The 14,031-nt window shown below is 64.6% G+C and carries 13 protein-coding genes; 4 read left to right on the plus strand and 9 right to left on the minus strand.

The genetic code is table 11. The features are described from left to right. Nucleotides 1-5 precede the first annotated feature (5 nt). From EPJ54_RS13050 to EPJ54_RS13065, 4 genes are all read right to left on the minus strand, one after another. Complete coding sequence (locus EPJ54_RS13050) at nucleotides 6-377, minus strand: curlin repeat-containing protein (RefSeq protein ID WP_135212186.1); 372 nt, start codon at nucleotides 375-377, stop codon at nucleotides 6-8. Between the two features lie 26 nt (nucleotides 378-403). Continuing rightward, the gene (gene csgH, locus EPJ54_RS13055) at nucleotides 404-802 is read right to left on the minus strand and encodes a curli-like amyloid fiber formation chaperone CsgH (RefSeq protein ID WP_135212187.1); all 399 of its coding nucleotides are present in this window, start codon (nucleotides 800-802) and stop codon (nucleotides 404-406) included. Between the two features lie 93 nt (nucleotides 803-895). Continuing rightward, nucleotides 896-1,402: a curlin-associated protein gene (locus EPJ54_RS13060; protein ID WP_135212188.1), complete on the minus strand. Its 507-nt coding sequence runs from the start codon at nucleotides 1,400-1,402 to the stop codon at nucleotides 896-898. 128 nt (nucleotides 1,403-1,530) lie between these two features. Beyond that, complete coding sequence (locus tag EPJ54_RS13065) at nucleotides 1,531-3,546, minus strand: methyl-accepting chemotaxis protein (RefSeq protein WP_135212189.1); 2,016 nt, start codon at nucleotides 3,544-3,546, stop codon at nucleotides 1,531-1,533. Nucleotides 3,547-3,768: 222 nt separating this feature from the next. Between EPJ54_RS13065 and EPJ54_RS13070 the strand changes: the two genes are divergently transcribed. Then, nucleotides 3,769-4,173, plus strand: a complete 405-nt coding sequence (locus tag EPJ54_RS13070; protein WP_167755721.1) for a bacteriohemerythrin — start codon at nucleotides 3,769-3,771, stop codon at nucleotides 4,171-4,173. Here the strand turns inward: EPJ54_RS13070 and EPJ54_RS13075 are convergent. From EPJ54_RS13075 to EPJ54_RS13090, 4 genes are read right to left on the minus strand one after another with little or no spacing between them, the layout of a single operon-like run. Continuing rightward, complete coding sequence (locus EPJ54_RS13075) at nucleotides 4,170-6,215, minus strand: hypothetical protein (protein WP_135212191.1); 2,046 nt, start codon at nucleotides 6,213-6,215, stop codon at nucleotides 4,170-4,172. The genes EPJ54_RS13070 and EPJ54_RS13075 overlap by 4 nt on opposite strands. Then, a complete protein-coding gene (locus tag EPJ54_RS13080; RefSeq protein ID WP_135212192.1) occupies nucleotides 6,212-8,857 on the minus strand; it encodes a DUF4159 domain-containing protein in 2,646 nt (881 codons plus the stop codon). Before EPJ54_RS13080 ends, EPJ54_RS13075 begins: the two co-directional genes overlap by 4 nt. Then, the gene (locus EPJ54_RS13085) at nucleotides 8,854-9,693 is read right to left on the minus strand and encodes a DUF58 domain-containing protein (RefSeq protein WP_135212193.1); all 840 of its coding nucleotides are present in this window, start codon (nucleotides 9,691-9,693) and stop codon (nucleotides 8,854-8,856) included. Before EPJ54_RS13085 ends, EPJ54_RS13080 begins: the two co-directional genes overlap by 4 nt. Then, a complete protein-coding gene (locus EPJ54_RS13090) occupies nucleotides 9,690-10,685 on the minus strand; it encodes an AAA family ATPase (protein WP_135212194.1) in 996 nt (331 codons plus the stop codon). Before EPJ54_RS13090 ends, EPJ54_RS13085 begins: the two co-directional genes overlap by 4 nt. 33 nt (nucleotides 10,686-10,718) lie before the next feature. On the opposite strand from EPJ54_RS13090, the gene EPJ54_RS13095 reads away from it, so the two are divergent. Genes EPJ54_RS13095 through EPJ54_RS13105 form a run of 3 tightly spaced genes read left to right on the plus strand, consistent with a single transcriptional unit; the run spans nucleotide 10,719 to nucleotide 13,160 of the window. Then, nucleotides 10,719-11,291 (plus strand): DUF1285 domain-containing protein, encoded by a 573-nt coding sequence (locus tag EPJ54_RS13095; RefSeq protein WP_135212195.1) that lies wholly within the window; start codon nucleotides 10,719-10,721, stop codon nucleotides 11,289-11,291. A 19-nt stretch (nucleotides 11,292-11,310) separates the two neighbouring features. Continuing rightward, nucleotides 11,311-11,925: an NUDIX hydrolase gene (locus EPJ54_RS13100; protein ID WP_239590922.1), complete on the plus strand. Its 615-nt coding sequence runs from the start codon at nucleotides 11,311-11,313 to the stop codon at nucleotides 11,923-11,925. Then, entirely contained in the window at nucleotides 11,922-13,160 is a 1,239-nt protein-coding gene (locus tag EPJ54_RS13105) for a CCA tRNA nucleotidyltransferase (protein WP_135212197.1), read from the plus strand. Before EPJ54_RS13100 ends, EPJ54_RS13105 begins: the two co-directional genes overlap by 4 nt. A 3-nt stretch (nucleotides 13,161-13,163) precedes the next feature. Here the strand turns inward: EPJ54_RS13105 and hemF are convergent, their stop codons facing one another. Next, the gene (hemF, locus tag EPJ54_RS13110) at nucleotides 13,164-14,030 is read right to left on the minus strand and encodes an oxygen-dependent coproporphyrinogen oxidase (RefSeq protein WP_135212198.1); all 867 of its coding nucleotides are present in this window, start codon (nucleotides 14,028-14,030) and stop codon (nucleotides 13,164-13,166) included. Nucleotide 14,031: the final 1 nt, after the last annotated feature.

Consider the following 14,031-nt stretch of genomic DNA (forward strand, 5'->3'; position numbering starts at 1 on the left):
CCCGATTAACGCGGGCACCAATAGATGCGCTTGCCGCGGATCACGGTGCGGCCTTCTTGGCGACCGCGACGGGTTTCCACTACCGTCGTGCGCTCGCCGCCGTTTTGTTCAAGACGCGTGTCCAGATTGTTGCCGATCTGATAGATGCAGCCATTGTTGTTGTTGCCGTTCTGCACGACGACTGCTGTCGAACCGTTGCCGCGTTGCGACACGCCGGCATTGTTGTTCGACCCGTTCTGCGCCACGCCCGCGCCGTTGTTGTTGCCGACTTGGCTGACCGTCACTTGGTTGCCGCGCACCCAAGCTTGGGCCGATGCCGTCGTCGGCGCGATCGCGCTCATCAACACAGCGGCCGCCAAAAGAGTTTGCTTGATCATCGTACGAGCTCCCAAATCTATATCAGTTACGAGCGCACATCGTCACGGCAAACCACGCCGCCGCCGTCGCGCAACACCAGACGCGCGCGGTAATAGTCGCGCCGGCCCATGCTGAATTCCGCTTCGCCGAGCAATTGCTCGCCGGCGCTCAGATCGAATGCGCCTTCCTGGACGATGTCGGACGAACCGCCCGCGCCATCCTTGGTGACGACGAATTCGTAATCGCCGTAAGCGTTGCGATCACCGCGCGCCAAGGCTTCCAGCCGCACGCCGTGCAGGGTTGGCGTGCGCCGCACCATGCATTCCACGGCATCATTCTCGTAAGCGATCGGCGTTGCACGAACCGGCGAAGGCTCTGGATGCGCACTCGCGGCGCACGCGCTCGCGGCGATCAAAGCGGTGGCGGTGAGAACTGACTTCCACATTTCCAAATCTCCAATGAAGGAGGTGAAGGGCGAAGAGGGTGGGAGGAGCGCTCGGGGGGAAAGCGCTCCTCCGCTCCCTTGCGTCGCTGACGGTTATTGGCCGCCTTGGATCACGACGCTGATATTGCCGTTGCCGCGTTGGGTGACGTGCGCGTCTTGGTTGTTGCCAACTTGGATGACGCCCGTCGTGTTGTTCACGCCCGTTTGCTCGGTGGTGGCGATGGAGCCGTTGCCGATTTGGGCGATGCCCGAGACGTTGCCGCGGCCCGTCTGCACGATGCCGGCGCGCAGATTGCGGCCTTCCTGACCAGTGACGGCAAGGTTGTCGTCGCCTAGCTGGTCAGTGATCGCTTCGTTGCGCGTGCCGCCTTGGTTCATGCGCAGGAAGTTGCGGTTGCCGGTCTGCACGCCGCGCGCGTAATTCACGCGTCCGGCTTGATCGACCGCCACGCGGTTGCCGCGGCCTTGTTGTGACGCAGCGACGCCATTGTCGCGGCCAACTTGGCTGATAACGGTCCGGTTTTGCGCCATGGCCGGGGTCGCCGCCATGCTGGTCAGGATCGCCAGGGCCGCAGCGGCCGTGAGAAACTTGTTTTTCATGTTCTTTGCTCCGCAAGGGTTGTTCGTCTCGCGAGGCCATCGGCCCGTCTGACAAGAACAACCCTAGCGAAGCCAACCTGATCGCCTTCGGAAGGGCTGCGTCAGGTAGGTGTCAGCTACAGCGCCACTTAGCTGACGCGACGGAGCGTGCTCACATTGGCGCCGCCGGCCTTGGTGACCTTGAATTTCTGGACCATCTCGGCCAGCCCTTTGGCGTCGGCGGCCAGCGCGTGGCTCGCGGCCGTGCTTTCTTCGACCATGGCTGCGTTTTGTTGCGTGATCTGGTCCATTTGCGTCACGGCGACATTCACTTCGGCAATGCCGCGCGATTCTTCTTCGGCGGACGCCGCCACGGTGGCGACGAGCGAATTGATTTCCGCAACGCGCGTGGCGATGCGCTCCAGTGCTTCGGCGGTTTGCCCCACCAGCGACACGCCGGTTTCGACATCGACCGAACTCGAATTGATCAGCGCCTTGATCTCTTTAGCCGCTTCCGACGAGCGTTGCGCCAAGGCGCGCACCTCCGTTGCAACCACGGCGAAACCGCGGCCAGCTTCACCTGCGCGCGCGGCTTCAACGCCGGCGTTCAGCGCAAGCAGATTGGTTTGGAACGCGATCTCGTCCATGACGCCGAGAATGCGCCCAACTTCGCTCGACGAGCGCTCGATCTTCGCCATGGCTTCGCGCGTGTCCGTCAACACGACGCTGCTGGAGGCCGCATCTTGGCCGGCGGCGGTTGCGACTTCGCGGACACGCTGGGCGTGACCCGCATTGTTTTTCACGGTGGAGGTGATCTGCTCCAACGCCGCTGCAGTCTCCTCGAGGCCCGCGGCCTGTTGCTCGGTGCGGTTAGAGAGCGCATCCGCCGCCGACGAGATATCTACCGCGGTTGAACGCATGGATTCCGCGGCGCCAAGAATGTTCTGCATGGTCTCTTCCAACCGCGCGGCGGTTTGGTTGAAATCCATGCGGATGGATTTGTAGTCGACGGGAAAGAGTTCCTTCAGGCGATAGGTGAGGTCGCCTTCGTAGAGTTTGGTCAGGCCTTCCTTCACATACGAGACCACGAAGGCAAGTTCCTGGGTCGCTGAGGCGTGCTTGCGCTCCATCTCGCGGAGCTTTTCGGCCGTCTGCTCATGCATCACCGCCGATTCCGCCTGCAGACGCAGACGCTCGGCCAGGCTCGCTTTGAAGATTAGCAAGGCTTGCGCGATCTGACCGGTCTCGTTGCGATCCTCTTGGCACGGAATGTCCGTCTCCGCCTTGTCCGCTGCAAGATCGTTCATGCTGGAGACAAGATTGCGGATGCGCGTCGCCATGGCTTGGCTGATCAGCAGCATCAACAGGCCAGCCAAAGCGAGCACAGCCAGCGAGCCGCCCAGCCAAGTGTAGAGGTTCGTCTGCAAGCGGCTGATGCGCGCCGCAAGCAAGCGATCAAGCTCCAACGCGGCCGCGCTCCAAACTTCATCGGCCGCTTGATCGAATGCGGCTTCGTCCAAAACCTCACCGGCTTGGGTGCGAGCGATGAAATCACGCGTCGCGGCGCTCAAAGACGCAACACGGCGCTCAAGAGCTGTGCGCGTGCCGCCGTCCAGGTTGCCGGCGATCGCTGCGGCGGCGGAGCTTTCGGTTGCGGCTTGAGCAGATTGAACACGGTCCAGCGCGACGGCGCGCGCGGCGACGTCATCAGGCGCCGCGATTGCGAGTTGGCTGATTGCATCATGGAGCGCTGGCAGGCGCACCACCACCAGGTCCATGACGTAATAGGAATCGAGATCGGGGTCCAAGGTCAGATGTGACGCGTCGGCCACCGCGACAAAGAACTGACGCGCCGCCGCGCGTCGCGCAACGCCGTCGTTCTCGGAAAAGAATGCGTCCCCTTCATCCGACGTCCCAAACATGGGATCGAACTGGGCGCGCGCGGCTTGCGCCTGCGCGGCGGTTTCAGGATTGGGCTCTTCGAATTGCGTCCAGACAGCCTGGATATAATCCGCGCCCGCCATTTCGCGCTCGGCGAAGCGGATTTCCTTCATCGCTTGCGCGACGAACAAGCCCGCGAACATCAAAACAGGGATCATCAGGAGCCCGGCGATGAGCCCCAAACGCGCGCCGACACTCATGCGCTGATGGATCCAGTGCAGCATTTCGATCTCCCAGAGCCTGCAAGTGTTGAAGCGGGCACGCGGATGAGGAAGACACCGGTTGCGCTTAAGAATGGGTAGTGCCGTACCCGTTTTGGGTCACCCAACGGGCGGGCTATCTCGCTTGGCTTACGGATGAATACGGAGGCGCTGGGCGCGCTGCAGCTGAATTTACCATCGCGCTACACCTCGGCGCCAAATCTCTCGTCAAAGCGGGAGATCGGCATGCCAATCATGAATTGGGACAAATCACTCGACATCGGCGTGAAGGCCATGAACGACGAGCATCACGGCCTGCTCGACATCATGAATCAAATCTACGATGCGCACGCCGCCGGCAAGCAGGGCGCTACGATCAACGCTCTCGTCGCCAAACTCGGCGAAGCCTGCACCGAGCATTTCGCGCATGAAGAAGCCTACATGCAGCGCATCGGTTATCCGGGCTTTACCAATCACAAGGCGTTGCACACCAGCTTGCTCACCCGTTACGGCGATTTCGCCGCGCGCATCCGCGCCGCCGGCGGAATCGCCAGCGATGACTTCTTCCAGTTTCTGAAATTCTGGTTGAGCTCGCACATCAAAGGCATCGACACCAAATACGCCGCCCACGCGACGAGTGTGGGGCGCTAGAAGGATTCCCGGCGCCAGCCGAGCATCAGCAGCGCTGTGCCGATGAGCGCCCAGAGCCAGCCTGGTCCGAGGGGCGAGGCGGTTGCGGCGCGGACGACGTAGGCGCGGTTGCGCTCGATGCCGATCCAATCGCCGCCGCCGGAATTGGCGCCGCGATCGATGCGGCGGATGCCGGGTAGGTTGCGGCCGTCTTCGCCCGTGAGGGTGACGCTGCCGCCGGTGGCGTTGGCGAAGGGGCGCAAGATTTCAGGATCAGCCGCGAGTGCCGCCGCTTCGCGTGGATTGAGCGGGCCGACTGCGGCGAACGCACGCAAATTGCCGCTGCGCGCTTCGTACAAACCTTGCTCCGTCGCTGGCGCTTCACCACGCCATAAGCCCGGTGCGCTCTCGCCGATCGCGACTTCAGTGCGCGCGCCCGATGGCGCGATGAGCTCGATCGGACCAGGCGCTGCGCCCAGCGTGGAGCGTTCGATTTCGAGTCCCCGCGTGTTGGGATCGAGCGACAAGCGCTCGTCTTCCAATTCTGGCTCTTGCATCAGCCAGTGCGCCAAACGGCGCAACAACTCGCCGTGCGGCCCACCGCCGTCATAGCCGCGCGCCCACAGCCACGGTTGGTCGGACCAAAGCTGCGCTACGCGCCCGTCGCCTGCGCGGTCGAGAACGAGCAAAGGCTGACCATCCGCGCCGGACAGCACCGTTTGCCCACTCGTCGCACGCGCGCCGACTTGTTGCGTCCAGCGTCCCCAACGCTCCGGCGCAGGCAAGCCTCGCACGACGGGGTGACGCAAGCCAAGTGTGGTTGGCGCAGGCCGATACGCACGATCAATCACTTGCCCCGTCGGTTGCGACGGCAAGATGCCCGCGAGCGCCGTGCGATAGAGCCCATCAAGGCCCGCTTCGCTTTCGCCTGCCGTGATCAACAACGCGCCGCCTTGCTCCACACGCCGCGCGATGCTCGCGAAATAATACGCCTGCAGAATGCCGCGCTGCGGCGCGCGATCGAAGATGATCAGATCGAATTCGCCCAAACGACGCTCGAACAGCTCTTCCGTCGGGAAAGGGATCAGCGCGAGTTCATTCAATGGCGTGTAATCCTGCTTGTCCGGCGGTCGCAGGATCGAGAAATGCACCAGATCCACTGCAGGATCAGATTTCAGCAGATTGCGCCACACGCGCGCGCCCGGATGCGGCGTGCCAGTCACGAGTAGCACACGCAACCGATCACGCACGCCGTTCGCCGCGAACGCCTGGCGATTGTTGGCAAGCGTGATCTCCTGCGGGCCAGCATCCGCTTCGAGCATCACCATGTTTCGCCCACGATGCGGCAAGCGCACGTCGATGCTGAAGTCCTGATTTGCGCGCGCGATAGTTTCAGTCACGCGTCGCCCGTCGATGGTGACGCGTACGCGCACTTGCGCGTTGCCGGTGTTATCGATCACGCGCCCGGTCACGCGCATCGGCTCGCCCACAATGCCGAACGTCGGCGCTTGCACGAGTTCAAGTCGCCGATCGCCGCGATCGGGATCGCCGACGATGAGGATGTGTGCGGGCCCAAGATCGGCCAGGCGGCGTGGCTCGGCCGGTGGATCGGCGGCTTGGCCGTCGGTCACCACGATCACGCCGCCGATGCGCTCGGGCGCGACGTCGCTCAGAGCGTCCGAGATCACCGAAGTGATCATGGTGCCGTCCGGGCCGCCGCGCGCTTCACGCACGCGCACATCGACGCCCGTTTCGCGCGACAGCCGTTCCGCCATCGCATCACCGGCAGCGCGCGCTGCGTCGCGTCGGCCAGCAAGCGCCAAGCTCTCGCTTTGGTCGACCACAATCAGCGCAACATCATTCGCGGGTTCGCGCGTCTCACGCACCCATTGTGGCTGCGTGATGCCGATGAACACGAAGGCCAAGCCTGCTGCGCGCAAGATCGGCGCGCCGCCCTGTCGCCACACGTAAATAGCAAGCGAAAGAGTCGCGAGGACGCCCAACGCGATGAGCGCTGACGTCGGCAGAGCCGGATCGAAACCGATGCGCGCGCCCGCTATCATCGCCGCTCATTGTCCATGCGTTCGAGCAGCGCCGGCACATGCACTTGGTCGGCTTTATAATTACCGGTGAGCGAAACCATGACGAGGTTCACGCCAAAGCGCAGCGCAAGCTCACGTTGGCGCGCATTGCTCACTTGCCCGGCCCAAGCCGACGCCCAGTCGCCGTCGCCAATGAATATCGCCGCGACACCGTCGCGCGAGGAGGCTGCCGAAGAGCTCTCCGCCCAAAGCTGCGTCGCTTGCGAACGGCCAGGGAAGGAGCGCATCAGATAAAACGCGCGCGCCAGCACATGCTGGGTGGTGACTTGCTCTAGCGGCGGCACATCGACGCCGGCGAGCATCGCCTGCGCTGGCCTCGTGTTTCCGCCGCCGCTGGCGTTGCGCGTGTCGACGAGAAGCAAGCCGCCGATGGCGAGGTAACGATCAATGTTCGAGATCGCCGCGTCGCTCATGCGTTGTGGCGCATTCGGTGCGGGCCAATAGAGGAACGAATAAGCGGAGAGATCGTCGGTTGCGAGGTTTACGCCGATGGGTGCGCCAGGTTCGACGGAGGTGCGCTCAGTAAGAATATCCGAGAGCGCCTGCAAGCCTTGCTCGGAGGTCCGATCAATGCGCGCATCGCCGGTGCGGACGTAAGCGAGTCGCAGCGTCTGCGTGGGATCGCTCTGCGCGTGCGCATCCGCGCCACCCAGCGCAAAGAACGCCACAAGCGCCGCCGTCGCGCCGCGCCCGAAGCGTGGCAAACGCCCGAGCAGAAAGAGCGCGATCATCAGATCGATCGCCAGCAACGCCGCAGCTCCGCCGAACAGCCAACCCGCGAGCGGGCGATCAACGACGTTGCCCAGACCGGCGCGTTCGACGTCGCTCGGCAATTCCAATGGCCGGAGCGCTTCATCCGGTCGCGCCGCGTCAATCGCTGCGCTCAAGCCCGCACGCTCGTAGAGGCCGGGCGGCGTGATGGGCGACGGCTGTGCGAGCGGAAATGCTTCTGGCGCGATCGGTTGCAGATCGGGCGACGCCGGCGAGAGCGAGCCGAAGCCGTCGAGCACACGTTGCGCCACGAACGGGCCGCCGGTGATTTCGCGTTCGCCCGCGCCTTCCGCGCGCGCTGAGAAGGCGAGCGTGCGGCGGAGCAACTCGACGAAGAGACCAGACAGCGGCAGGTCGGACCATTCCGGCCCAGCGCTCACGTGAAAGAGCACGATGAGCCCTCGCCCGCGCGGCTGCGCGGTGACGAGCGGTGAATTGTCCGAGAGCGTTGCCCACACGCGCGCCTCTTCGAGTGAAGCCGGCTGCGCAAGCACTTGTCGGCGTACGCTCACGTCCGCAGGCGGATTGATGCCGGCGAAGGGCGAGTCCGCGGGGAAGGCCCCAATGCCAAGCGGTGTTTCCCACGCCAACGCGCTGCCCAATGTGCGCGAGCCGGGGCGAAGGCGCACCGGCACAAGGTCATCGGCCTGATCCGCCAAACGCGGTCCTGCAAAGCGCACCAGCAAGCCGCCATTCTCCAGCCAATTCTCAAGTGCTGCGCTATCGGTCGGCGCGACCGGGCTAGCGTCGGGCAGGATCAAGGCTTGTGCGCGGGCATTGATGAGTTGGCCCACGGTGCCGCGCTGCAAGCTCGCGAACGGCTGCAATGCGCGCTCGACGTAGAACAGTTCCGAAAGCAGCGGCTGCCCCGCCCCGCCCGGATCGACCAAGCCGACAAACGGCCGTCCGGCGCCCGCCGGTAACAAATGCACCGCGCCCGCGCTTTGCTCACCAACGATGCGCACACGCGCCGCGCGCGCGGCGATCTCCGGGGGCAGATCGATGCGACCTGAAGCTGTGAGCGCATCGCCTTGGAAATTCACCTCAGCCGCGCCGAGCGAGCGGCCTTCCGCCGTCTCCGCTGCAATCGCGGCAACCGCAGAGCCATTCGGCGCACGACGCAGATCGGCGGTGACGCCTTGCGGCGTTACCGAACCGGCCACAATCGCGCGCGCCGTTTGCGTGGGCAGGCGCACAGTCAGCGGCCCGCGCCGCTGCAATTCTGCCGTGAGCGCGGCTGCGCCATCATCGTTCAGGCCGTCGCTGATCCAGATGATACGATCGAAATTGCCCTGTGTGCGCGCGAGGCGCTCGGCGGCGTCAGCGCGGTTTGGCCGCCAGCCGCGCGGCTCTAAGCGCCCGATACGTGACTTCGCATCCGCCGCCGTCATCGCCTCGCCCGGATCGCGCGCGGGGACGTTGGGCGCGGTGAGCAGCAGGAACACTGGCGCGTTGGCGCGTTCGGCTTGGTTCACGGCGGCGATTGCGGCGGCGCGCGTGTCGCTCCAAAACGGCGCCGAGGGCCAGCCGTCATCGATGACGATTAAAGTGCGCCCGCCTTGCGCGCTTTCGGCAGCAATGGGCGCCAAGCTTGGCCGCGCGAACGCTAAGATTAGGAGTGCGGCCGCCAAGATGCGGAACAGCACCAGCCACCACGGCGCGCGCTCTTTGCTCTGATCGTCCGTGCGCAAGCCTTGCAGCAACCGCGCCGGCGGAAACGCGGCGCGTTGCGGCGGCGGCGGCGTCGCGCGCATCAGCCACCACAAAGCCGGCAGCGCGAGCAAAGCGAGTAGCGCTGCTGGCGCGCCAAACAGGAAAGGCCCCAGGGTCACGCGAAGCGCTCCGAGACGAGCGCGATCAGCATGGCGAGCGCCAGCGAAGCGTTATGGTCGGTGCGATGCAGCAGCGCCGGGAAATGAAATTCAGAGCCCAAGGCGCGGATGGCGCGACGGTGCGTCTCAAGACGCTCCGTATAAGTGTCACGCGCAGCTTCCGCGCGGCCGATCAGCATTTCGGTGCGGCTGCCTGGCGCTTGAAAGAGCGTGCGGCCACGGAAGGGGAAATCCTCTTCCGCCGGATCGGCGATCATCACCAATGCGCCGCTCGCGCCCGCCGCCGCACACGCCTTCAATCGCCCGCGCCACGTTTCAACCGGCGCATAGAAATCGCTCAAGAAGATCACGCACGAATTGCTCGGCGCGTCGACATCATGCGTAGGCGCCAGAAAGTCATGCGCCAGCCGATCCACAGCACGCGCGCCGGAGCGGGGCGCATGTCCTAACGCACCGATGCGTTCCCCGCCGCGTGAGAGCAAAATGCCGAGCGCCAACGCAAGCGCGCGGGCGCGGTGCAACTTCGTTGGCCGCGCGCTATCGCTTGCCCAATTGAAACCCGCGTCCGGATCGATCCAGAACCACGCCGTTTGCGCAGCTTCGCGTTCTTGTTCGCGCACGAAGAAGCGATCGCCGCGCGCGGAGCGGCGCCAATCGACCAAGCGCGCGCCATCTTCAGCGCGGTGGTCGCGATATTGCCAGAACGCTTCGCCTTGGCCCGCGCGCCGGCGCCCATGCACGCCCGGCGCGCTCGCCGCGAGCCGTTTCGCGTCGAGCAACACGCCCGGCAAGTCGCCAGCCAGCGCCAGCGCGTCGAGGCGCGCGCGATCGTTCAAGCGGCGCGCTCAGCCAAATCGTCAACGAGGCTGTCGATGTCCAAGCCTTCCGCGCGTGCACCGAAGCTGAGCTGCATGCGATGCACCAAAGCCGGACGCGCCAGTGCGGCCACATCATCCACCGCCGGCGCCAAACGCCCGCGCAGCAACGCCCGCGCACGCACCGCCAACATCAACGCTTGCCCCGCGCGCGGGCCGGGGCCCCAGGCGACATGCTGGTTCACGCGCGGATCGTGGCTCGAACCCGGCCGCGCCGAACGCACCAATTCGAGGATCGCGGCGAGCACCTTTTCGCCCACCGGCATTGAGCGCACCAAGCGCTGCAAACGCATCAGCGAGTCCGCATTGAGGATCGTTTGCGGCTGCACATCTTCAAGACCCGTCGTCTCGATCAAAATCCTGCGCTCAATCTCGGCATCCGGATACGGCACGTCGACTTGCAGCAAGAAGCGATCGAGCTGTGCTTCCGGCAGCGGGTAGGCGCCTTCGTGCTCGATCGGGTTTTGCGTCGCCAGCACATGGAAGGGACGCGGCACGTCGTGTGCAACGCCCGCCACCGTCACATGATGCTCCTGCATCGCCTGCAGCAACGCCGATTGTGTGCGTGGGCTGGCGCGGTTGATTTCGTCGGCCATCAGAAGCTGCGTGAAGATCGGGCCTTTGACGAAGCGGAAATGGCGCCGGCCAGCTTCGTCCTGATCCAACACTTCGGAGCCCAGAATATCGGCCGGCATCAGGTCCGGCGTGAATTGCACGCGGCCCCAATCGAGCCCCAGCACGCGCGCCGTCGCTTCCACCAGCCGCGTCTTGGCCAAGCCTGGCGCGCCGACCAGCAGCACGTGGCCGCCCGCCAATACTGCCGCCAGCGTCAATTCGATGACGCGCTCCTGGCCGAACACGGCCTTGCCGATCTCGGCCCGAACTTGTGCTAGGGCTTCGCCCGCGGCTTCCGCCTCGGCGACCAAAGCCTGTGGATTATCGAGATTGCTCATGGGCGCGAAGCTCGCTTGTATGCTGGCCGAATTATGACGACCCCGGAAACTAGCCAGTCCCTGGAGCAATTACTCGCGAGCCTCAAGCGCCAAGCGGGCTCCGGCGACAAAGGCCTTCCTCCAGTCGACAAATGGAACCCCGCCCATTGCGGGGACATCGGCATGGAGATCATGGCCGACGGTATGTGGAAGCACGAGGGAACGCGCATCACGCGCGCGGCGCTCGTCAAGCTTTTCGCCTCGATCTTGCGCAAGGACGAGGACGGCCAAACCTATCTCGTGACGCCGGTCGAGAAGATCGTGGTTAAAGTGGCGGACGCGCCCTTCGTCGCCATCCGCGCTGATCGCGTGGGCGAGGGCCGCGAGCAGAACATCGTGTTCACCACCAATGTCGGCGACATCGTCCAAGCCGGCCTCGAACATCCGCTACGCGTGGCGACGCGCGGCGAAGACGAACCACGACCCTACGTGCACGTGCGCGGCCGTCTAGAAGCACGCGTCCTACGCGCGCCGTTCTATGAACTGGTCGATTGGGCCGAGACGCGGGACGGGAAGCTCGGTGTTTGGAGCGGGGGCGTGTGGTTTGAGTTGGGGGTGGCGTCGTGAGGCCCCATATGAGCGCGACATGAACTTCGCCAACATCGAAACTCTGCTGCGCGCGCGGCTTGATCGTGTGGATCATGTGGCGGCGCGGGCGCGCAGCGATCGCGATCTCAATCCGGATTGGGTGCGGCCTGAAACGGAGTTGCGGCCTGCCGCCGTACTCGCGCCGATCATCAAGCGCCCGGAAGGGTGGACGATGCTGTTTACGCAGCGCTCGGTGGAGACGCCGGCGCATCCGGGGCAGACCTCGTTTCCCGGCGGTCGTGTGCAGGCGAGCGATGCGAACGCGGTGGAGACGGCGCTGCGCGAGACGTTCGAGGAAGTCGGCCTCAGTCGCGAATGGATCGAGCCGCTCGGCGCGTGGGATCAATACGAAACCGGCACCGGCTATCGCATCACGCCGATCGTTGGCCTCGTCGAACCGGGTTTTGAACTGACGCTCGACCCGCGCGAAGTGGCGGGCGTGTTTGAAGCGCCGCTCTCGTTTCTGTTCGACCCCGCCAATCTCGAACGCCGTGAAGCCATGTGGCAGGGCCAAAAGCGCGCCTATTACGCAATGGATTACGGCCCCCACTTCATCTGGGGCGCAACCGCAGGCATGATCCGGGCGCTGTATGAGAGACTCCACGAACGATGACCACCGCCATTCCCCACGCATCCTGGCTCAAGGCGCCGGAGACGCAGGCGCTGCTGGCCGCACTTGAGACGGCGCGCGCGGGCGGGTCGCGGTTTGTTGGCGGCTGCGTGCGCAACACGTTGATGGGGCGCGAGGTCGATGACATCGACATCGCGACGCAACTCACGCCAGATGAAGTTGTCGCCGTCGCGGAGCAGGCTGGTTTTGCCGCGCACCCGACAGGCATTGAGCACGGCACCGTGACGGTGGTGGTGAAGCACAAGCCGTTCGAAGTGACCACATTGCGCCGCGATGTCTCCACCGATGGCCGGCGCGCGACGGTCGCGTTCACCGGGAGCTGGGAAGAGGATTCACAACGCCGCGATTTCCGCCTGAACGCACTCTACGCGGACGCAAGCGGGACGATCCACGATCCCACCGGCGGCGGCCTCGAAGACGCGCGCAAGGGACGTGTGATTTTCATCGGCGACGCGTATCAGCGCTTGAAGGAAGATTATCTCCGTATCCTGCGCTTCTTCCGCTTCAACGCCTGGTACGCGCGTGGGCCGATCGATCCGCACGGCTTGCAAGCCTGCGCTGATCTGGTCGCCGGCCTCGATACGCTCTCGGTCGAGCGCGTCTGGAAGGAAGTGAAGAAGATGCTCGCCGCTCCTGATCCGCGCGCCGCGTGGGAAGGGATGAAAGCGATCGAAGTGCGCGCGCGGGCGCTGCCGGAATTGTCGAACGAAACGCGGTTGGATGCGCTCTGCACCTTGGAAGCAGATTTGATGTTGCCCGTCGATCCGATGACGCGGGTCGCGGCGGCGTTGACGGATCAGGAAAGCGCGAAAGCTTTGGCGCGGCGCTTGAAGCTTTCCAATGAAGAGCGCGACCGTTTGGTCGCCGCCCTCGGTGATGAGGTGAAGCTCACGTCCTATATGTCGCTGCGCGAAATGCGGCGCGCAATCTATCGCATTGGCAACGAGGCGTTCCGCGATCGCGTGATGCTGGCCTGGGCCGGCGCGGGCGGTGAGAAGGCGCAGCAATGGCGCGCGCTCGTCGCGCACGGTCAGATGTGGCATGCGCCGAAACTGCCGCTGACCGGCGATGAAGTGATGACCGCCGGCGTGCCCGCTGGGCCAAAGGTCGGCATCATCCTGCGCGAAGTCGAAGAATGGTGGATCGACGCCGATTTCCCGGATGACAAGCTCAGCGTGATCGAGCGGCTGAAGGCTGTCGCGCAAGGGCTCGCTTGAGGTTCAAGGCCACTTCACCAACGGCGGCATGCTCGAAAGAATGCTCTCGATGTTCCCGCCCGTCTTCAGACCAAACGTCGTGCCGCGATCGTAGAGCAGATTGTATTCCACGTAGCGACCGCGTTGGATCAATTGCTCGTCGCGTTCGGCTTCGCTCCACGCCTCGTGCATGTGCTTGCGCAGCAGCGCCGGGTACGTTTTCAGAAACGTACGGCCGACATCTTGGGTGAAGGCGAAATCCTTCTCCCAATCGCCGGAATTGTGGTGGTCGTAGAAAATCCCGCCCACGCCGCGCGGTTCTTGGCGGTGCGGCAGCCAGAAATATTCGTCGGCCCATTTTTTGTAGCGCGGATAAAGCTCCGCGCCGTGTGGTGCGCAGGCGTCGCGATACGCGGCGTGAAACGCGACAGCGTCTTCATACGTCTCGTCACGCTGATAGGCTTGCGTTGGATTGAGGTCGCCGCCGCCGCCAAACCACCATTCGGTTGTGGTGATGTGGCGTGTGTTCATGTGCGCGGGCGGGCAATGGGGGTTGCGCAGGTGCGCGATCAGCGAAATGCCCGACGCCCAGAAACGCGGATCGTCGGCCGCGCCTTTGACCTGCTTGGCAAATTCCGGGCTGAATTCGCCCTGGACTGTGCTCACATGCACGCCGACCTTTTCGAAGAAGCGCCCGCGCATTAGCCCAGCCACGCCGCCGCCCTGGTCCGACGATCCATCGCCGCGTCGCCAGGGCTTTCGCTCAAACCGGCCGGGTTCGCCCGGATAAAGCTCGGCCGGCGCCTCGTCCTCCAGGCGCTCGAACTCGGCGCAAATCAGGTCGCGCAGCTCCTCGAACCATGCCTTCGCCTGGGCCTTGCGCTCGTCCATG

Source organism: Vitreimonas flagellata, from assembly GCF_004634425.1.
GTDB classification, from domain to species: domain Bacteria; phylum Pseudomonadota; class Alphaproteobacteria; order Caulobacterales; family Aquidulcibacteraceae; genus Vitreimonas; species Vitreimonas flagellata.